Genomic DNA, 19,648 nt, shown 5'->3' with positions numbered 1-19,648 from the left:
CGTCAGGTGAGGCGGCGGAGGAACCGGTCGATCCCGGCGTCGCTGGCCCCATGCGCCAGGAACCAGCCGCGCGGACCCTCGGGGTGGCCGGTGACGTCGGCGATCACGAGACCGATCGCATCGGCCGGTGTCGCCGCCCACTCGGGTTGCCAGTGGTCGGCGTCGATCGCGCCGCGGTCCACCAGTCGGGCGAGCACTCCCGCCATCTCGGGCTCGGTGCGCTGGTAGTCGGCGACGACCTCGTCCTTGGGGACGCCGACGAGCAGCAGCAGCGCCGCGATGCTCGCGCCCGTGCGGTCCTTGCCGGCGGCGCAATGGAGGTACGTCGGTCCGTCGCCGATCAGGTCGAGCAGGCCGGCGATGCCCGGTCCGGCCTTCGCGACCAGGTCGCGATAGACGGCCAGCAGGGCTCCGTGGCGCGGCATCGCGCCGAGCTCGGCGGCGTCGAACAGCTCGCGAACCACCCGCGTGGTCCCTTCCGGCCACGTGTACGGCGACCGGGCTCGCTCCTTCGCGGACCGCAGGTCGATCACGGTGGCCGGCGGCCAGGTCACGTGCGCCGGTGGCTCGTCGCCGTCGTACAAGGCATCACCGCGGAGCAGCACTCCGCTGCGGGTGACGCCGCCGCCGGTCAGCGGCAGCCCACCGACGTCGCGCACGTTGACCGGACCAGTCACCCGATCACCTCGACCGTTCCCGCGTCGCCGTCCAGCCGCAGCAGCTGGCCGTCCTGGATCCGGTGGCTGCCCGTCTCCGTGCCGCACACGCAGGGGATGCCGAGCTCGCGCGCCACGATCGGTCCGTGGCTGAGCAGCCCGCCGTGGTCGGTGACCACACCGCCCGCGACGAGGAACAGCGACACCCAGCTGGGGTCGGTGGTCTCGCAGACGAGGATGTCGCCGTCGTCGAGCTCCACCTCGTTGGGATCGCGTACGACGCGAGCCCGGCCCTCCACGACACCGCCACTGGCGGCCACGCCGGTCACCACATCACCCAGAACAGCAGCCGCACCCGCGCCGTCGCCGGCCTTGACCACGTCGGGGACGCCGGACCAGGCGTGGGGGAGCCGCAGTCCCTGGCGGACGTCGTAGTCAGCGGCACGGCGGGCGACGAGGTCGCGCTGGTCGGTGCTGACCCCCGCGACCAGCTGGTCATGGCGCAGATGGAAGACGTCGTCACGCGCGGCGATCACGTCGCGCTCGACGAGGATCTCGCCGAGACGACGGGTCGCCGCACGTGCCACGTCGAAGGTGAGCAGGTAGCCGGCCTTGCCCTGTTCGCGCAGGGCCAGGAACCGGGACGTGACCCGCAGCAGGAACGCTGTCGGTCTGCGCTTCAGCCGCGGGGTCGCCGTCAGCAAGGTGGCAATCGCCTGCTCCCTCACCGCCACCTGCGCTGCACTCCGCACCTTCGGCGACCGGGGCGATCCTGGCGCGATGGCGCGGTAGTCGTCGAGCCGGGCCAGGATGGGCGCCGGGTTCTCCCGCCAGACCGATCCGGCGAGCTGGCCCTCCCCCGGCCCGTGGTAACCGTGCCGGTCGGAGAACTCCGTCATCGTGATCTCGCCGTGGGCCAGCGCCCAGAGGTCGTGGGCGACCTCGTTCTCGTCGGACCCGACACCCGAGAGCAGCTGGCCCTCGAGCCCCTCGTGGCCGGCCGCCTTCGCCGCGTCGGCGACCTTGTCGGCGAAGCTGGAGCTGATCATCGCGACACCCATGTGGATCGACATGACGTCCTCGAACCGCTGACGCGCGTCGTCCAGGAGGGCCAGGCAACCAGCCTCGTCGAGGGTGGCGATCCGCGGGAGCTGCTCCAGCCGCCAGCGCCGCAGCTCGGCGAACATCACGTCGTGGCGCCTCGGCACCCCGATCAGCCAGCGCGGTGCGCGGGCGATGATCGCCGGGTAGCGGTTGCGCACGTTGGCGTCGACGGTCTCCGGCCGCACGAAGCCGAACAGCTGCTGCTCCACGGCCGACGCAGAGGTGCCCGGCATGACGTCGGCGATCTCGCGGAACTTGTCGATGTTGCCCGCCCCGCGGCCCGCGAAGACCGACCAGAAGCAGTCGTCGATCTGCGTCGGGACGTGGACGTCAGCATCGGTGTAGACGCCCAGGTCGCGGAACATCCGCCGGAACGCCAGCTCCATCGGTCCGAAGGTGAAGCTGAGACCGAACGCAGTGAAGACACCCGGGAACGCCTCGGCGACGTTGCCGGTGGTCCAGGTCGTCTCCGCCCGCGGAGCGGGGGTGTCGAGCAGGTCGATCATCTCGTCGGTGGCGGTCATGCCGTTCCTTCCTCTTCGCGCCAGGCGCGCAGTGTCGCCAGTACGGGGTCATCAGATGCGGTGGGAGGTTCGACCCGGAGCACCCCGAGGTGCACCGCGCCGTTGTTCGCGTCGACCGTGACCACCTGTCCGGCGAGGCCCATCAGGCTGTCGATGCCCGTGCCGACCACGCACGGGATCGCGAGCTCACGACAGACCACGGCGGCGTGGGAGGTCGAGCCCCCGATCTCGGTCAGTACGGCGACGGAAGCGGCCATGCCGGCGACGTCATCGGGGTCGGTGGTCGGCCGGGCGAGGATCACGTCCTCGCCGTTGTCGGCGCGGTTCTCGGCCTCGTCGGCGTCGGTGACCAGCACACCGGTCGCGATGCCGGGGCAGGCCGGCTTGCCGACCGCAACCGGCGGTGAGGCGAGCAGGTCGGCAGCGGCAAGATGCGGCTGGAGAAGGGCGCTGACGTCCTCGGGACGGATCCGCTCGAGCGCCTCCTCCCGCGTGATGACGCCAGACTCGGCGAGGTGCACGGCCGAGCGAACCGCGGCCTCGGGCGAGCGCTTCGCCGGACGTGACTGCAACAGCCACAACTTCCCGGACTGGACGGTGAACTCGATGTCCATGACGTCACGGCCCTCGGCTTCAAGGGTTGCGGTGGCCTCCATCAGCTGCGCATGCACGACAGGCTGGGACGCGGCCAGCGCGCCGAGCGGCAGCGCGTCGGACCGACCCGACACGACGTCCTCGCCCTGCCCGCGGGCCAACCATTCGCCGTACACCTCGGGGCTGCCGGTGAGGGGGTCACGCGAGAACAGCACCCCGGTGCCGGAGTCGTCATCGAGGTTGCCGAAGACCATCGCCTGCACCGTGACGGCCGTGCCGCCGGTGTCCGGGATGTCGCGCGCGGCGCGGTAGGCGACCGCTCGCTTCGAGAACCAGCTGTCGAGCACGGCGCAGACCGCGAGACGCAGCTGCTCCCACGGGTCCTGCGGCGCCGTCGTACCGACGACCTTGACGAACTGCTCCTCGAAGCGGTGCCGGGTGTCGGCGGCGTACGACGGGCTGCCGGTCTCGGCCGCGAGACGCTCCTCGATGGCTTCGTTCATGCCGAGGTTCAGGACCGTGTCCATCATGCCGGGCATGCTGTTCGATGCCCCGGAGCGCACGGAGACGAGCAACGGCAGCGCGCCGCCGAAGGTCCGACCGACCGCAGTCTCGATGCCGGCGACCGCGGCCACGACCTGCTGCCAGATCTGCTCGTCGAGGCTCCGCCCGGCGCGGTGGTAGTCACGACAGACGTCGGTGGTGACCACGAACGCCGGCGGCACCGGGATGCCCAGGCCGAGCATCTGCTGGATGCTCCATGCCTTGCCGCCGATCTCCTCCCGCGTGTGACTGCCGCCAGCGGCGAGCGCGACGACAGAGCTGGTCAGGGTCGGCGCGTTCACAGCGCCCTCCCGGCGGCGGCCTCGTCGGCGCGGGTAAGCCCGGCCAGACCGATCAGGTCTTCGTGGAGCTCGAACCACACGGTGTGATAGCTGTCGGCAAGGGGCCGCGCGAACCAGCTGTGGTCACCTTCAGCGATCTGTGCGAGCGCGTGACCGAAACGGGCGGGGTAGTGCCCCAGCCGCGGGGCGAGCTCGACGAAACGCGCCAGTAGCGGAGCGAACGCCGCGTCCAGGCTCACGAGGTCATCCACGACGGCCTGGTCGTAGGCCGGGTCGGTGTGGTCGTTCGGGGTCGTCGCGTCCTTGAGCTGCCAGCGGGTCATCAGCCCCTTGAGCGCGTCGTTGTGCTCGTCGAACTCGTGGTAGCCAGCCACGAGTGCCGGGGCGTCCACGCCGGCCCGCTCCTCGGCAAGCCGCGCGTCGAGGGCTGCCCGTCCGCCGGCGGTGAGCTTGAGGCGCTCACGCGCCTCCTCGACGTGCCCGGCGTCCTGCAGGTCGGCCAGGATCGGCGCGGCCGCGTCGGCCGACAGGCCTGCTGCGGCGGCGAGGTCTTCGGGCTTCGCACGGCCCTTGAGCCGGACGGCCTGGAAGAGCCGGAGTGCTTCGTGGTTCATGGGTGTCTCCTGATCAGTACACGCGGTGGACGATGCCCTGCTCGAAGAAGCCGGCACCGGTCCCTCCGTCGAGCTCGAGCTGCATGAAGTCGTCGTAGGTGCCGAAGGCCGGTCCGTCGGTCTCGGCGCCCATCGGCACGAAGAAGCCGGCGAGGCGGTCGGTCAGCGTGACCACCCGCACCGAGCCGTCGGCCAGGGTCAGCGTCCCGGCGAGGAACTGCGCCGCCGCCGTACGACGGAAGCCGATCTCCGTGATCGAGTGCGACCCGTCCGCGTCGATCACGAACCCGTCGGCCTTCATGACGCCGTCGGTGCCGAGGAACTTCATCGCCGTCACGAACACCTGGTCGTCGCCACCGTCGAAGACGCCGACCAGGCCGGCGTACTCGGCCCACTGGGCCGACTCGTCGCGGAAGCCCCAGGTGCGGTCCCGCATGCCGAAGCCGTCGACGTCGTACTGCACGCCCACGGCGTCGAAGGTGCCGACCAGGCGGCAGGCCTGCTGGAAGTGCTGCAGGGGCTTCCCGGGCACGAGCGCCGGGATCAGGTCGGTCGTCGAGTAGTCCGCCGGCTGGTGGATCGGTGAGTTCTGCAGTCGTGCAACCAGGTCAGGGTGGTCAACAGTGATCGTGCCGTCCAGGCCGAACGAAATGCTCTGACTGGTGAAGGTGCCCGGCTCGAGATCCTCGATCACCTCGACGACACGGCCACCCTCGCCTCCCAGCAGGACAGAGCAGCGTGCGCGGCGGGCGCCGGTCCCGTTGGGCGACGTGGACACGTGGAAGGTGCCGAAGACCTGGCGCTCGACGTCCCAGAAGGACAGATAGCCGTTGTCCTTCCACACCGGATCGCCCGGGCCGGCCTCGTCGTTGTGGATCGGCTCGGCGAGCGGTCCCCAGAGGGTGGCGGCGGGACTGGCCGTCGTGGCGGTCGTGGCGGTCATGCGAGTGCTCCTTCTTCTTCGGTGGTGGTCAGCGAGGCCCGTTCGAGGACCTCGACGGTGCCGGCCCGGCCGTCCACGCGGACGACGTCGCCGTCACGCAGGGCGCGGGTGCCGTTGCCGGTGTTCATGACGCAGGGGATGTCGAGCTCGCGGGCGACGACGGCCGCGTGGCTCATCAGGCCGCCGATGTCGACGACGAGGGCGCCGGACAGGAACATCAGTGACACCCAGGCGGGGTCGGTGGTGTGGGCAACGAGGATGTCGCCCTCCTCGATCTCGACATCCGACGGATCGTGGGCAACGACGACCTTCCCCTTGACGATGCCCGGGCAGGCGCCGATGCCGGTCAGGGTCAGCGCTCCGAACGACTCGTCCGCCAGAACGACCGCCTCGGGCTCCGGCTGCCCGGTCCACGCCGACGGCACCGTCAGCTGCTGGAACTCGTGCCGCTGCGCCTTGCGCGCCTCGACGGTTGCCCGGAGGTCGGGTCGGTGGCGGAGGAACGGATCACCGAGCTCCTGGACGGTGAGGTACGTCGTGTCGTCGGCCTCGTCGAGCCGGCCAGCAGCAACCAGGTCGGCGCCGACCTGGCGAGCAGCCGCACGGAGGACGTCGAGGCTCTGCAGGTAGGCCACCTTGCCGACTCCCCGCAGCGGGATGAAGCGCCGTGCCAGGCGCAGGACGAGGCGTGCCCTGAGCCGACCCGTTGCGCCGCCGGCCGCGGCCATCACGGCGGCCTCGGCGCGGGCGCGCCCGGCCCGGTGGTCGGCATCGCGAGCGTCGGGCGCCTCGTGGTCGGGCTTGCCTGCGTACTGGGCAACGATCCGTCGTACGGGCTCTGGGTCCTCACGCCAGACGCGGGTGGCGACCTCACCCTCCCCCGGCCCGTGGTAGCCGTGCCGGCGGAGGAATTCAGTCAACGACAGCGACCCGCGCGAGACCCGCCAGAGGTCCATCAGGACGACGTTCTCCTCGTGCGGCGTGCCCCGCAGCAGGGTCGACGCGTCAACACCTGCGGCATCGGCGAGCTTGTCGAGCTGCTCCTGGACCGGCTGGATCGCAGCCGCGCTGATCAGGGCCTGGGCCGCGAGGTTCTCCGCGAACCGGCGGTCCGCCTCGATGACGAGGCGCTGGCTCGCCGCGAGATCCAACCCGTTCACCCGGGCGATCTCGACCCGCCACCATGCGTCGGTCCGCGCGCGCAGCTCCTCGATGCGGCGGGCGATCGTGGCGAAGGTGCGGGGGTAACGCGCCAGGATGAAGGGGACCCGGCGCAGCGACGGGTTGCTCTCGTAGCCGGGAGGCACGTAGCCGAAGAAGTCGCGGGACAAGGCCTCGCCACTCTGTCCGGGCACGAGGTCGCCGATCTCGCACAGGAAATCGACACGGACGGCCATCCGCCCGAAGAAGGCGTTGGTGATCCGGTCGGCCGGGTCGGCCGGGATCTCCTTGCGCGCCGTTTCGAGCACGCCCATGGCGTGGAACGGCAGGCGCAGTCCGGTCTCGCTGGCCGGGACCCAGGCGCTGGCGGTCAGCGGTGTCATCACGCCCGGCACGGCCTCAGCGAGGTTGACCGAAGACCAGGACGAGCCCGGCTGTGCGATCGCGTGGAGGACGGCGACATCCTCGTCGGCGGAGAGTTCCAGCATCTGACGCATCCTTCGTTTTTAATAACCTCTAAAAACGAATGTACGCTGTACAGTTGGCCTTGGCAAGCAGATTCTGAGACCAGGGTCACGAGAGGAAGTCATGGCACGCATTGCAGGGCTCGACGTCCCAGGGATCGTGAAAGCGGCGCTGACCATCGCCGACCGCGACGGCCTCGACAAGCTCACGATGCGCCGACTCTCGGCCGAGCTCGGGGTCACGCCCATGGCGACGTACCACCACGTCAGCGGCAAGGAGGAGCTGCTCGACCTCGTGATCGACGAGTCGATCGGCCAGCTCGGCTTCGACCATCGCAGCGACGACCCGGAAGCAGCCATCATCGACTGGTTCGTGCGCCTGCACGACCTGCTGATCGAACACCCGGCGATCGCACAGGCGTCAGCGGGTCGCCAGATCGTCGGCCCGCAGGCGAGCACGGCAGGCTTGGCCCTGAGCCGGATGGGAGAGCAGGTCTGCCACGACCTCGACCGCGCCGCCCAGATGGTGGTCGCCGCTTTCTGGCTCACGCTCGGCAGCGGCCTGCACCGCGCCTCCCGCTACCCCGGCGGCTACGGCGCCGAGGACCTGTCCGATCCCGGCGACCCGGGCTCCGAGACCGAGACCGCCCTGCGGGCGCGCGTGATGGCCACCGCCGGCAGGAGCGACCAGTTCCGCCACAGCCTCACCCTGCTGATCCGCAGCCATCTCCACCCCTGATGCGGCCCGCGTCTCATGGGCGAACCCACCAACCGGGTCGGTGCCGATGTCAGGTCAGGGGCGTTCGCGGTAGTCGATGACCCGCCAGACGACCTCGGTCACGGCGTCGACGACCCTGACCTCACTGTCGGGGTCCTCGATCATCTGGCGCGCACAACGCTCGAACATCCACGACAGGACACGTCCCAGGGTCTCGACGTCCCCGACGGGTCGCCCTTCGAGCTCCCACCGCGTGCGCATCAGCGCGGCGCCCATGTCACCCACCTCGTCGATGGCGTGCACCCACACCTCCCGCATCGCGGGATCCTGCTCTGCCAGCCGGACGATCGCGTGCAAGAGTGGGGCGTCCTCGGCCCACCGGCGAGCCATGTCGGCGACGATGACCCGCATCTGCTCGCGGCTCATCGTCGGGTCGGAGACGAGATCCGCCCCGATCTCGAAGCGCTGCGCGACGATCCGCTCGGCGAGCTCGGCGATGATGTCGCGCTTGTCCTTGAAGTGGAGGTACAGCGTCGCGCGTGACACCGACGCCGCCTTGGCGATCTCCGCCATCGACATCGCATGGAAGTCCACGCCGTCGACAAGGAGCTGCTCTGCCGCAGCGATGATCAGGGCCCGGGTGGCGCGACGGCGCCGCGCCCCCGCCATGGCCTGCACAGATGTGCTGGTCACTTTCCTCCCGTTCCGTGCTGGAGCTGGTCAAGGTGCTGCGAAGGGCAGTCCGGCTTTCCGTCGACACCGCAGAATGCGCTGGGGCTGAGGTACGACGGCAGGTCGACGTAGGTGTCTGCCGTCATGGTCGCCGCGGAGTACGGCAGGAAGTAGCCCAGGGCCGCGGCCGTGCAGAAACCGGTGACCGCCATGAACGAGGTGGCGTGACGCCGAAGGGGCGAGAAGCCGAGGTCGTCGACGCCCCGCTCGACGGCCGATCGACCCGTCGCGTCGACCGAGTCCCGCAGCCACGTCACCATCGTCGCGAAGACTGCCGCGAAGAGCGCCTGGTAGAGCGGGAACTGGTAGATCTCGCCGGCGAACAACGAGAACTTCTCGGGGACCCCGGGGAACATGTACAGCTGGGGGTAGACGATGAACACCATCTCGACGACGACGTCCGCCAGGGCGAAGGTCACGAAGAGGATCGCGTAGAGAGTGGCGACGCTGGCTCTCCGCATCCGGGCCCTGAGGAGCCTGAGGACCTGGCAACCGCCCATCGCCGCCAACAGCCCGAAGTACATGTACAACGGCTGGGCCCACAGCAGGCCTTCGGCGAATCGTTCCTGCCCAGGGCTCGGATAGCCCGGCATGAATCCCGCCCACGAACCGAAATTGACCGCATGGGCGTTCATGGCGAAGGCGGGGTTGAAGACGTTGAGGATCGGGTCGACGTAGTAGGCGATCATCATGCCGAGCAGGATCTTGCCGTCGATGGGCACTCGCCTCTCCCGACGCCACGGACGCACGACGAACCAGCCGATCATCGCGACGCTGACCACCACGCTCACGACCTCGAAGGTCCGCAGGTACCAGAGGAACCGGTAGTGGTCCTCGCCCGGGTCGACGCGCTGGAAGTCGCCGGAGAAGACCCAACTGATCCAGGCGTACGCCGCGAGTGCGGTCACCAGCACCCCGAAGGCCGACCAGAAGACGAGCGCCCCCGGCTTGCGTTCCAGCACGGCCGGGTCCGACTCGGTGGCGGGCGCGTGGGTCGTCATCGCCCCCACCGGTTCTTGAGTCGCGCAGAGATCGGGCGCCTCAGCACCTCACGGGCCACCATGTAGCCGGGCGCGCCGGTGATGCCCCCGCTCGGATGAGCACCGCTCGCGCCGAGATAGAGACCAGGGACGGGCATCTCGTAGCCGGCCAGGCCGCGCACCGGCCGCCGCGGGCCGCCCCTGCTCAGCACCATGTCCACGTGCGTGATGTTGCCACCTGTCGCACCGACCTCGCGGGCGAAGTCCTCATTGTTGAGGACCTGGCGCCCGATCTCGAGGGTCTCCACGCCGTCGTAGAACTTCGCGAGCTTCGCCACCACCGAGTTGCCCGCCCGCTCGCGCAGGGTGACGCCGTCCGGGCCGGCGGCATCCCACGGCTCCTCCGGCGCGTACGGCGCGACGGCGAGGTAGCAGTAGAAGTTGTCCTGGCCATCGGGAGCCTGGCTCTGGTCGTTGCCGGTGGGAATGACGTTCCACATGCTCCAGTCGTCGTCGTACGGCAGCAGGCCCGCCTTCGAGCGCGCGAACGCCCGCTCGATGCCGTCCTCGGTCGCCAGGACATGCATCGGCAGTCGCAGGTCGAGGTCGTCACCGCGACGCTTCTCGTAGCGTTGGAGCGAGAGTCGCCCGCTGAAGGCCAGGTCGACCTTCATCTGGCCGTAGCCCCCGTTGCGGACGGGGATGTTGTCGACCCGCTTCTCGAGGATCGGCTCCAGCGTTCCCCGCGGCAGCAGACGACCCAGCGCGGTGTGCGGATCGCACGCGGCGACGACCGCTTCGGCCGCATGGAAGGCCTCGCCGCCCCGGAGACGCACCCCCGCGGCCCGCCCTCCGTCGAGCAGGATCTCCTCGACCGGTGACGAGACCCGAACGGTGCCGCCGACCGATTCAAGGCGCCGGGCGAGGGCGTTCGGGAGCGACTGGATGCCACCGACAAGGTGCTGGTGAGCGTGCCGGTGCTGGTTCGCGAGCCAGAGGAACCCGGCTCCACTGCCGTCGGCAGAGTTCGGCGTGGTCGAGCCCGCCGCCGCATGCAGCGCATTGCGGACAACTGGATGTTCGAAACGCTCCGCGATCGCCTCGACCACGGAGCCGGTGGCTAGGGCCGCGACGTCACCGAGGTGCTTCCGGTGACGAGCCGCGTGCCTTGCCGTCCGCGCGAGGCCGGGAAGGTCGAGGCGTCCCGGGTTGGTCACGAAGTAGGACAGGGCCACATCGCTGAAGGCCTTCAGCAGATCGGCGAACTCGAGATAGGCCCGAGCGTCCTTGCGGGAGAACCGGGCGATGTCATCGGCCGTGGCCTGGGGGCTCTCCCAGAAGGCGAGCGACGCGTCCTCGGGGTCGAGATAGACCAGTCCGGGGTCGACCCGAACGCGCTCAAGTCCATGCTTGTCCAACTGGAGCTCCGTCGCGGCAGGGAAGGAGTCCCAGAAGAACGGGTCGAACGAGTAGGGATGCGCCAGGTGATCCGGGGCTCCCGGGATCGACTTCCTTGATGCCGTGAAGCCGCCGATCGTGCCGGCCGCCTCCAGGACCAGGACACGACGGCCCGCGTCGGCGAGGTAGTTCGCCGCCACGAGGCCGTTGTGGCCGGCGCCGATGACGATGACGTCGTACTCAGTGCTCATTGCCGTCACCGGTCCTGGTCCAGGAAGGGCGCCTTGGGGACGTCGATCCCCGGAGGTACGACGAGCTCACCGTCGGGCCCGATGACGATCGACTGGTCACCGCGAGGGAACGGGACTCGCGGGTCCGGGCAGGCGACATCGCTCCACGGACCGCACATCTCGGTGACGAAGTAGGAACGCTCCTGGACGTCGTCGGACCAGGCGTCGCCGCGGAGCGCGATCATCGCGTTGGGCACGTGGTAGAAGACGAAGAAGATGCCGGTGATCGCACCAGAGACTGCGAAGAACCGCAGCCAGCCCTTCGCACCGTTGGAGACCCGCAACTGGTCGATGCCGCGCTCCGCGAAGCTGCGCCCCTGGTCGTCGCGGAAGTAGCGCATCGCACCCCAGGTCGTGTACAGCAGGCTGGCGGTGATGCCCTGGTAGACGGGGAAGGCGTAGTAGTGCCCCGCGTTCAACGTGACCTCGTGGATCGCGGAGGCATACGAGTGCGAGCCCATCACCATGAAGGCGGCTTCCCACAGCGTGCCCACGACCATCATCGGGACGAAGGCGATCAGCCACATGCTGACCGGGCTGATGCTGGGCCACCGCTCGCGCGTCTTCCGGAAGATCCAGTTGACGATGATCACCATCAGGAAGAACGCACAGGTGTAGACGCCGGGCAGCCAGAGGAGCGGTTGCGGGATCTCCGTCGGGTTCGGCGACATCCAGCCGGGGACGTGACCCACCCAGGACCCGAGGTTGATGAAGTACGCGTTGTAGTTGAACCCGGGTGTGAAGTAGTTGTAGAGCGGGTCCGACCACCACATCACCGCGAACGACAGGACCATCAGGCCGTCGAACGGGATCGAGCCCGTCCGCAGGCGCGGGCGGATCGCCTTGAACCAGATCAGGGCCAGCATGCCGGCGAACAAGCCCCACTGCTGGATGCCGAGCACCACCTTCATCCAGGTCGGCACCGGCGTCGGTCCCGTGCCGACACTCTCCGGCTCCCCGGCCGCGACCCAGGCCACGATCAGGTAGGCGGCGAAGGCCAGGAAGGCGAAGCCGAGGCCAGCCCACCAGGAGATGGCACGGTTGCCCTTCGGGGCCTCCGACTCCTCGACTGGTGATGAGCGGAACAGGTCGGTCGTCATCGGGATTCTCCGGTCTCGTAGGTCGTGATGAGTGCGACGAGGGACGCCATGAGTCCCTCGTCGTCGGTGAGTGGCGAGGCAATGGCAGCGGTGCACGCGTCGGTGAACCCGAGCCCCTGGACGATCAGGGTCGCGGCGGACACGAGGGTGCGGGTCGAGGCGACCTCGCGCAGCCCGATGGCGTCGGCGCGACGGAGCGCCTGGGCCAGGCGCACCAGGTCCTCGACAGGCTGCCCCTCGAGGCCCGTTTCGCGACGAACGACCTCCCTCTCGACCTCCGGGGAGGGGAATCCGAGGTCGATGGCCACCATCCGCTGCCGGGTGGACGGCTTGAGGTCCTTGAGGACGCTCTGGTAGCCGGGGTTGTAGGAGACGACGAGCTGGAACCCGTCAGCCGCCGGGACGGTGACACCTCCCAGGCGTTCCAGGCTGAGCTGGCGCCGGTGATCGGTCAGCGAGTGGATCGCGACGATGGCGTCAGCTCGTGCCTCCACGATCTCGTCGAGGTAGCAGATCCCTCCCTCGCGGGCCGCCGTCGTGAGGGGGCCGTCGACCCATCGGGTCTCCCCACCCGTCAGGACGAACCGCCCGAGCAGGTCGGACGCCGTCATGTCCTCGTGGCACGACACCGTGTGCAACGAGCGGCCGAGCCGAGCCGCCATGTGCTCGACCAGACGCGTCTTGCCGCAGCCGGTCGGACCCTTCAGGAGCACGGGAAGGCCAGCCCGAGCGGCGGCCTCGAAGACCAGCACCTCCGTGCCGACCTCTCGGTAGTACGGCCTCGGATCTTCTGTGGTCAGCGCCAGAGCCGGCGGGGTCAGGACAGTGTCGGTCACCATCAGGGCCTCCTTTCGTCGTTCGTCTGGCCAGCGCGGAGCGCGACCTGGCCGAGTGCGTGGGTCAGCAGGGGCGCGATCTCGCCGGCGAGACGGTGCGGGTCGCGCGCGATGCGGTGGCCGTCGGCGCCCCACAGGTCCTGGAGCGCGTACGACGGCCGGGCCGACAGAGCGACGCACGCGACTCCGCGGCGGCGTGCCTCCGCAAGTGCCCGGGCAGTGTCCGCCGATGCGTACCCGCCCTCGTACCCGTCGTCGTACGCGATGCCGTCGCCGATGACGACGAGCACCCGGTGCCGAAGACCTGGCTGGTCGGCGAGCATCGCCGTGCCGTGCCGCAGCGCCGCACCGAGCCGGGTGAAGCCGGACGGTGACAGGCCCCAGAGACGCTGCCGTCCCGCGGCGTCCCAGCGGTCAGAGAACCCCTTGCACCGGAGGAACCGGACGTCGTGGCGACCGCGGGTCCGGAAGGCGTACGTCGCGGCGTGCACGTCGAGCGAGTGGAGAGCACCAGAGAGAACATCAGCAAGGAGGCGGTGCTCGTCGAACAGGGTCGTCTCGCTGCGCGGGCCGCTGGTGGACTCGGTGGCGTCCAGCAGGACCAGGACTCCGATCTCTCCGGCCCGACGCTGCTCACCGACGTGGACCCTGGGGTCGGGGGTGTACCCGGCGGCAAGCGCGACCTGGAGGTCGACAGCCGCCGTCAGGTCGATGTCGGGGCCGTCGAGCGATCGTGGCCGGCGAGCCCAGGACGGCGCGACGCGCATCAGGCTGCGCGCGACCGCTCTCTCCTCGGTGGACATCCGCCTCGGCGCCGGGGCGGCGGTCGCGGTGGTCCCGGACGGGTCGAGCGTCGCGACCGTGCACCACGCCGGGCGGTGGGCCCCACGGACGACGTCCCACTCCGGGTACACGTGCCCGACGACCGAGGTGGTGGCGGTGGCCATCAGCGAGGGAGGCAGGGCACTGACGGGCACGGCACCGACCGGCGGTCGACCCGAGCGACGGCTGACACCACCTCCAGTTGCGAAGCCAGTCACCCCCGAGCCTTCCGAGCGGCGTGCGCCGAGCATGTTCTGGAACGCGCGACCGACGGGCCCGGAGAACGGGCCGGCGAGCTTCTCCAGCAACGTGCTGCGCTCGCCTTCCTCGTCGGCGTCGTCCTGCGACGGCTCGGCCTGTTCCCGAAGGGAGACCGCGAGCTCGGCCTGCGACGGCGGATCCGCCGGGTGGGCCCGGGCACGCCGACGTACGGAGTCGAGGTCGAGGTGTCCGCACCAGCGAGGCAGGTCGGGCGCCTGACAGACGGCCAGTGCCCGGTGAGCCGATTCGCGCGACGATGCTGTCGCCGTCGTGACACCGAGGTCGCGGTCGATCAGCATCGCGAGCTTGCCCGGGAGCACCTCGCGGAGCTCGCGCCGTGCTCGTCCCAGCTCGAGCGCCAGGAACTGCCGATGGGCGTCAGGCGACGCGCCCCTGAGCAGCTGGACGACGTCTGGCACGAGGCTGCCGACAGCCACCAGGCTCGCCTGTGCCATGACGAGGAGCTCCACCTCGTGGTTCGACAGCTCGGCAGCGTCCGGGCCGAGCGTGATGCTCCAACCGTCCGAGTGAGTCGGCCTGCGCCCGAGGCGGAGCTCGACGAGGCGGCCGGCCACGGCCGAGGCGAGTAGAGCGACCGAGGTGAGCGGGTCGGCCGGACCCCCGACACGGGGCGGGTGCAGAGCGGTCGTCGTACTCATCGCACCTCCTCCGGAGCCGTTTTGGACGGTGTGTCCAAAGCAGTGTCACCGTAACAGGGGAGAGCGCCGGACCGGAAGAGTTTTTTACGACCTCATCGAAAAAAGAAGAACGGCAGGGATCCGATCAACCTGCTGCTTGATCAGATCCCTGCCGTTCCCAGCCGGGTCAGGAGTCAGACGGCGGCGAGCTTCTCCTCGTGGGCGATCCGGCGCTTCTCGGCGAAGGCGAGGGCGTCGTCCCAGGAGCCGCCCTTCATGATCTGCACGCGGTACTTCATGATCTCGGCCTGGCCGTTGACGGTCAGGGCACCGATCAGGCGGTCACCGCGGCGGTAGAGCGCGACCCAGCGCGACCCCGCACCGGGATCGCCGTCGACCAGCACGACCTCGTCGGCCTCGGGCGAACCCACGAACTGGATCCGGACGTCGTACCAGTCGGACCAGAAGTACGGCACCGTCCCATAGGGCTTGGCGTTCTCGGGGTCCAGCGCGTTGCGTGCAGCGGCGGCGCCCTGCTCGGCCGCAGCCGTCCAGTTCTCCATCCGCTGCCGCTCGCCCAGGGTCGGGTTGACCCAGCTCGCGACGTCGCCCGCGGCGTAGACGCCCGGCACGCCGGTCCAGAGGTTCTCGTCGCAGACGATGCCCCCGATGTTCTTGTCCATGGTCAGGCCCGAGCCCTCGAGCCAGCCGACGGACGGGATGACACCGATGCCCACGACGACGAGGTCAGCCTCGATCGAGGTGCCGTCGGCGAGGACCACCCGCTCGACCTTCCCGTCACCCTCGATGGACGCGACACCCACGCCGCAGCGCAGGCTGGTGCCGTTGAGCTCGTGCAGGGCCGCGATCGCGGCGCCCATCTCGTGACCCGTCGCACGCACCAGTGGCGTCGGCAGGGCTTCGATGATCGTCGCCTCCAGCCCACGCTTGCGGGCCGTGGAGGCCAGCTCGGAGCCGATGAAACCGGCGCCGATGACGACGGTACGAGCGCCGGCCTCGAGCTTGTCGCGTACGGCGAGCGAGTCGTCGAGCGTGCGCAGGGGGTACACACCGTCGAGACCATCGGTCCCCGGCAACAGGCGGGCGTGGGCGCCGGTGGCGATCACCAGGGCGTCATAGGCGATCTGGTCGCCCCCGACGGTGACGCGACGGGCGACGGTATCGAGAGCCGTGGCCGGTGACCCGAGCCGTACGTCGACGCCGAGCTCGTCACGCAATGTCTCCTCGGTGCGGAAGAACGGCACCTCGGCCAGCTCACCGGACTCGTCCGCCGCACCAAGGAAGGCCTTCGACAGCGGCGGCCGGTCGTACGGCAGGTGCTCCTCGGCGCCGATCAGCACGATCTCGCCGTCGAAGCCGGTCTTGCGGGCGGCCTCGACCGCGCGCAGGCCGGCAAGCGAAGCGCCCACCACGACCAACCGGCGCGGGTCCGTGCCCACTGCCAGGCTCACAGCGAGACGATCTTCAGCGCCTCGGTCGGGCAGCCAGCGACGGCCTCCTCGACCTCCTGCAGCTCGCTGTCGCTGATCTCCTCCTTGAGGACGAGCAGCTCACCGTCGTCGTTGACCTCGAAGAAGTCGGGCGCGAGCGACTCGCAGATCCCCAGGCCCGTGCACTTGTCGAAATCGACCGTCACACACTTCATCGTCATCTCACCTTCTCGCTGGACTTCCTTGCCACCATCATAACTCGACTTATGTTCGGTGGCGAGACTTCCGTATCGTCTTTTTTTCTGCTCGTTAGAAACAGTTCAGGCAGTGGCAGGGACGAACGCCGCGGCGATCTTGGCGACCACGATCTCGGCGGTCTCCGCGCAGGCGGTCGTCCCGCCGTTGGCGTACTCCTTGACCGCGTCACCGACGTTCCACAGACCGGCGAACGGGGTGTCGTGGGACATGTCGAAGCCCGCCACCGCACGCTGCGGCGGCCAGCCGTCGCGCGTGGTGACCTTGCTCAGGATCCGGGCGCGCTCGTCGAAGCCGGGGATCGTCTCCCGCAGGTCCTCCATCAGCAGGCCGTACTCGGCATCCTCGTCGAAGTCCCCGACCGACGGCTTCGGGACTGCCGTGCCGACATACAGGTGCCAACCCGCGGGGGCCATCTCCGGGCAGCTGTCGGTGAAGTTCGCGATGTACGCCAGGCGGCGCGACGTGGCGAAGCTGAGCATCCCGGGAGCTTCGATCAGCCGCTCCTGGCTGGCGAAGTTGACGGTGATCATGGCCGTCGGACGGTCGTTGCGCTTGACCGTGTCCTGGTAGTCGGCCGGCACGTTGGCCTCGCCGAGCAGCGCCAGGGTCGCGGCCGGGCCGATGTTGCTGACCACGACGGGCGCCGTGATCGTCTCACCGCCCGCCAGCACCACTCCGGTGATCCGGTCGCCATCGAGGGTGATCTGCTCGACCTCGGTCGAGAGCCGCACCGTCCCGCCGTCACGCTCGATCGCGCCGGCCAGTGCCTTCCAGACGCCGATCGAACCCTCGGGGTGGAAGCCGAAGCGCTTGAAGGCGCTCTTGCGGGTGAAGTAGGTCAGGAACACCCGGGCCGGGAGGTCCTCCGAACCAACGGCGAACACCGACGCCGCCATGTTGCGGAAGATGCCGTGCACACCCTCGTTCTTCGTGTACTTCGACAGCCAGTCCTGGAGCGTGATCTGCTCCTCCGGGAGGCCCTCGTCCTTGCGGGCCGCGCCGATGCCGCCCACGACCTTGGCTCCCTGACGGGTCAGCTTCTGGAGCAGGAAGCCCCAGCCGCCACCGGTGACGTCGACGTCCTTGCCCTTGATCCGGTAGAGGATCGGCGGGCTGGGCTCGCGGATCTCCCACGGGATGTCGAGCTCCTCGAAGGTGCGCTCGGTGATGCCGCCACACTCGATGACGATGGCGCCGTCATTGATCTTGAAGCCGTCGACGTCCGTGGTGGACGCGCGACCGCCGACCTTGTCGAGACGCTCGACGACCAGCGTCCTGTACCCCTGGTGCTGCAGGCGAGCGGCGGCGAACAGGCCACCAGCGCCGGCCCCGATGATGATGGCGTCGTACGACGCCGGGTTGGTCTGATTCATTGCAGGACTCCTGATCAGTAGGACCGCGGCAGGCCGAGCGAGGTCTGCGCGACGAAGTTGAGGACCATCTCCCGGCTGACCGGGGCGGTCCGCATGAGGCGGGTGACGAACCAGAGCTCGGAGAGGCCGTACTCATGGGAGAGGCCGTTGCCGCCGTGGGTCTGGATCGCCTGGTCGAGAGCCTTGAGCGCCGCCTCAGCGCCGACGAACTTGGCGATGTTGGCCGCTTCCGCGACCCCGGCATCGCCCTCGTCGTAGAGGACTGCGGCGTTCTTGGTGGCGAGCCGGGCCACCTCGACATCGATGTGGGCAGCGGCCAGCGGGTGGGCGATTCCTTGGTGCTGGCCGATGGGCGTGCCCGCCCAGACCGCCCGGGTCTTCGCGTACTCGGCGGCCTTCTCGATCGCGTAGCGGCCGACGCCGGTGGTGATCGCGCCGACCAGGATCCGTTCCGGGTTGAGGGCAGCGAAGACCTGCCGCAGCCCTTGGCCGGCTTCGCCGACGAGCGACTCGGGACCGACGTACACGTCGTCGAGGAAGACGCTGAACTGCTTGTCGGGCGAGACGATGGAGGTGTCGATCCTCTGGTAGCTCAGACCCGGGGCATCGGTCGGGATGACGAAGATCGAGAGACGCTTCTTCTCCGGTGTCGACAGGTCGGCGTCGCGAGCCACCAGCAGGAGGGCATCGGACTGGTCGATCGCGGAGATGTAGTACTTCGAGCCACTGATCCGCCAACCGTCCCCGTCGCGGGTCGCCGTGGTGGCGACCTCATGGCTGTTGGAGCCGGCGTCAGGCTCGGTCAGCCCGAAGGCGACCTTCTTCGTGCCGTCGGCGATGCCGGGGAGCCACTCCTGCTTCAGTGCATCGGACGCATGGGTCGCGAGGATCGAGCCGATCATGGCGGGCGAGATCACCCACACCAGCATCGGCATGCCGTGGGCGGCGAGCTCCTCGACCACCACGACGGCTTCCTGCATGCCGGCTCCCCCGCCGCCGTACTCCTCGGGGAGGTGGACGCCGAGCAGGCCGGCCTGGCCCAGCTCGGCCCAGAGCTCGGTGATGTCCTCGTTGTTGCGGGACTTCTCGAGGAAGTACTGCTGGCCGTAGCGGGCGCAGATCTTGGCGACGCTCTCGCGGATGGCGCGGTGGTCGTCGCTGTCGCGGATGAGTCCGGGCACGGTCAGGCTCCTTGCAGGGTGGGCTCGAGGACGAGCGTGTGGTTGGCGCGACGGCACGCCCAGGACATGACGAACAGGAAGACGGTGTAGGTCGTCAGAGCCAGCCAGAACACGAAGATCCCGTTCCAGGCGAAGGGACCCGTCTTGAAGAAGAAGGCGAGCACGTCGGGGATGAAGGAGAACGCGACGAAGAAGTTCAGCCACGCGACCCAGCGCGGGAAGGTGGCCGTCGTGTCGCGCAGGATCGCGATCCCGATGGCGACGTTCTGCACCATGAACGGCGCGATGCCCGTGAAGAGCATCAACCACGCGAGGTCGTTGAGCAGCACGATGTCGCCGGGATCGCGGTCGGTCCGGAACGCAGCGATCGCGAAGATCAGCTGCGGGAACATGTTGATGACCATCGTGGCGGCGGCCGTGACGAGCTGGAGGAACGCCAGCAGGGGATTGGCCCGGTCCATCCGGTAGAGGTGGAGGGAGATGAGCGCCAGCATCGGCAGCATCAGCACGACGCCGATGGAGGAGATCACGAACCCGGCCTTCACGCGGTTGGCGTCGTCGACGAAGAACGCCACGATGTCGGCGGTCGACTCGCCCGGGCCCATCGGCAGGGGCAGCATTCCGGCGACCAGCCACCCGGTCAGCGTGACCAGGACGGCGATCGGGCCGGTCACGGCGGCGTAGTCAGCGAGCTTCTTCAAGGGT

General features: G+C 69.4%; 18 protein-coding genes. 1 reads left to right on the top strand and 17 read right to left on the bottom strand.

Annotation, left to right across the window (positions count from 1 at the left end; all coding sequences use genetic code 11):
* Positions 1 to 2 precede the first annotated feature (2 nt).
* From ACOACQ_RS12110 to ACOACQ_RS12085, 6 genes are read right to left on the bottom strand one after another with little or no spacing between them, the layout of a single operon-like run.
* Positions 3 to 677: a tyrosine-protein phosphatase gene (locus ACOACQ_RS12110; protein ID WP_378604288.1), complete on the bottom strand. Its 675-nt coding sequence runs from the start codon at positions 675 to 677 to the stop codon at positions 3 to 5.
* Positions 674 to 2,284: a PEP-utilizing enzyme gene (locus ACOACQ_RS12105; RefSeq protein WP_378604285.1), complete on the bottom strand. Its 1,611-nt coding sequence runs from the start codon at positions 2,282 to 2,284 to the stop codon at positions 674 to 676. The genes ACOACQ_RS12110 and ACOACQ_RS12105 overlap by 4 nt, the downstream gene beginning before the upstream one ends.
* Positions 2,281 to 3,723, bottom strand: coding sequence for a pyruvate, phosphate dikinase (locus ACOACQ_RS12100; RefSeq protein ID WP_378604282.1), 1,443 nt, complete (start codon positions 3,721 to 3,723; stop codon positions 2,281 to 2,283). The genes ACOACQ_RS12105 and ACOACQ_RS12100 overlap by 4 nt, the downstream gene beginning before the upstream one ends.
* The gene (locus ACOACQ_RS12095; RefSeq protein WP_378604279.1) at positions 3,720 to 4,337 is read right to left on the bottom strand and encodes a hypothetical protein; all 618 of its coding nucleotides are present in this window, start codon (positions 4,335 to 4,337) and stop codon (positions 3,720 to 3,722) included. The genes ACOACQ_RS12100 and ACOACQ_RS12095 overlap by 4 nt, the downstream gene beginning before the upstream one ends.
* A gap of 13 nt (positions 4,338 to 4,350) precedes the next feature.
* Positions 4,351 to 5,280 carry a DUF7065 domain-containing protein gene (locus tag ACOACQ_RS12090; RefSeq protein ID WP_378604276.1) on the bottom strand — a complete coding sequence of 310 codons (930 nt, stop codon included), beginning with the start codon at positions 5,278 to 5,280 and terminating at the stop codon, positions 4,351 to 4,353.
* Positions 5,277 to 6,929, bottom strand: coding sequence for a PEP-utilizing enzyme (locus tag ACOACQ_RS12085; protein ID WP_378604273.1), 1,653 nt, complete (start codon positions 6,927 to 6,929; stop codon positions 5,277 to 5,279). Before ACOACQ_RS12085 ends, ACOACQ_RS12090 begins: the two co-directional genes overlap by 4 nt.
* A 100-nt stretch (positions 6,930 to 7,029) precedes the next feature.
* Here ACOACQ_RS12085 and ACOACQ_RS12080 point away from each other — a divergent pair, with 100 nt between their 5' ends.
* Entirely contained in the window at positions 7,030 to 7,644 is a 615-nt protein-coding gene (locus ACOACQ_RS12080; RefSeq protein ID WP_378604270.1) for a TetR/AcrR family transcriptional regulator, read from the top strand.
* A 54-nt stretch (positions 7,645 to 7,698) separates the two neighbouring features.
* On the opposite strand, the gene ACOACQ_RS12075 is transcribed toward ACOACQ_RS12080, so the two are convergent.
* The 11 genes from ACOACQ_RS12075 to ACOACQ_RS12025 all read right to left on the bottom strand — a co-directional run bounded on the left by ACOACQ_RS12075 (position 7,699) and on the right by ACOACQ_RS12025 (position 19,644).
* Positions 7,699 to 8,316: a TetR/AcrR family transcriptional regulator gene (locus tag ACOACQ_RS12075; protein ID WP_378604267.1), complete on the bottom strand. Its 618-nt coding sequence runs from the start codon at positions 8,314 to 8,316 to the stop codon at positions 7,699 to 7,701.
* Positions 8,313 to 9,356: a spirocyclase AveC family protein gene (locus ACOACQ_RS12070; RefSeq protein WP_378604264.1), complete on the bottom strand. Its 1,044-nt coding sequence runs from the start codon at positions 9,354 to 9,356 to the stop codon at positions 8,313 to 8,315. The genes ACOACQ_RS12075 and ACOACQ_RS12070 overlap by 4 nt, the downstream gene beginning before the upstream one ends.
* Complete coding sequence (locus ACOACQ_RS12065) at positions 9,353 to 10,984, bottom strand: phytoene desaturase family protein (RefSeq protein ID WP_378604261.1); 1,632 nt, start codon at positions 10,982 to 10,984, stop codon at positions 9,353 to 9,355. The genes ACOACQ_RS12070 and ACOACQ_RS12065 overlap by 4 nt, the downstream gene beginning before the upstream one ends.
* A 5-nt stretch (positions 10,985 to 10,989) precedes the next feature.
* Complete coding sequence (locus ACOACQ_RS12060) at positions 10,990 to 12,123, bottom strand: spirocyclase AveC family protein (protein WP_378604258.1); 1,134 nt, start codon at positions 12,121 to 12,123, stop codon at positions 10,990 to 10,992.
* The gene (locus tag ACOACQ_RS12055) at positions 12,120 to 12,962 is read right to left on the bottom strand and encodes a CbbQ/NirQ/NorQ/GpvN family protein (protein ID WP_378604255.1); all 843 of its coding nucleotides are present in this window, start codon (positions 12,960 to 12,962) and stop codon (positions 12,120 to 12,122) included. Before ACOACQ_RS12055 ends, ACOACQ_RS12060 begins: the two co-directional genes overlap by 4 nt.
* The gene (locus ACOACQ_RS12050; protein ID WP_378604252.1) at positions 12,962 to 14,701 is read right to left on the bottom strand and encodes a nitric oxide reductase activation protein NorD; all 1,740 of its coding nucleotides are present in this window, start codon (positions 14,699 to 14,701) and stop codon (positions 12,962 to 12,964) included. Before ACOACQ_RS12050 ends, ACOACQ_RS12055 begins: the two co-directional genes overlap by 1 nt.
* Before the next feature lie 173 nt (positions 14,702 to 14,874).
* Positions 14,875 to 16,152, bottom strand: coding sequence for an NAD(P)/FAD-dependent oxidoreductase (locus ACOACQ_RS12045; protein ID WP_378604249.1), 1,278 nt, complete (start codon positions 16,150 to 16,152; stop codon positions 14,875 to 14,877).
* Positions 16,149 to 16,352 (bottom strand): ferredoxin, encoded by a 204-nt coding sequence (locus ACOACQ_RS12040; protein ID WP_378604246.1) that lies wholly within the window; start codon positions 16,350 to 16,352, stop codon positions 16,149 to 16,151. The genes ACOACQ_RS12045 and ACOACQ_RS12040 overlap by 4 nt, the downstream gene beginning before the upstream one ends.
* 99 nt (positions 16,353 to 16,451) lie before the next feature.
* Complete coding sequence (locus ACOACQ_RS12035) at positions 16,452 to 17,762, bottom strand: phytoene desaturase family protein (RefSeq protein ID WP_378604243.1); 1,311 nt, start codon at positions 17,760 to 17,762, stop codon at positions 16,452 to 16,454.
* A 14-nt stretch (positions 17,763 to 17,776) separates the two neighbouring features.
* A complete protein-coding gene (locus ACOACQ_RS12030) occupies positions 17,777 to 18,943 on the bottom strand; it encodes an acyl-CoA dehydrogenase family protein (RefSeq protein ID WP_378604240.1) in 1,167 nt (388 codons plus the stop codon).
* 2 nt (positions 18,944 to 18,945) lie between these two features.
* Entirely contained in the window at positions 18,946 to 19,644 is a 699-nt protein-coding gene (locus ACOACQ_RS12025) for a hypothetical protein (protein ID WP_378604237.1), read from the bottom strand.
* Positions 19,645 to 19,648: the final 4 nt, after the last annotated feature.

It is taken from the genome of Nocardioides sp. CPCC 206347, from assembly GCF_048654605.1.
Classification (GTDB): domain Bacteria; phylum Actinomycetota; class Actinomycetes; order Propionibacteriales; family Nocardioidaceae; genus Nocardioides.
Note: the sequence above shows the minus strand (reverse complement) of the source record. Positions and strands in the feature narration are given on the sequence as shown.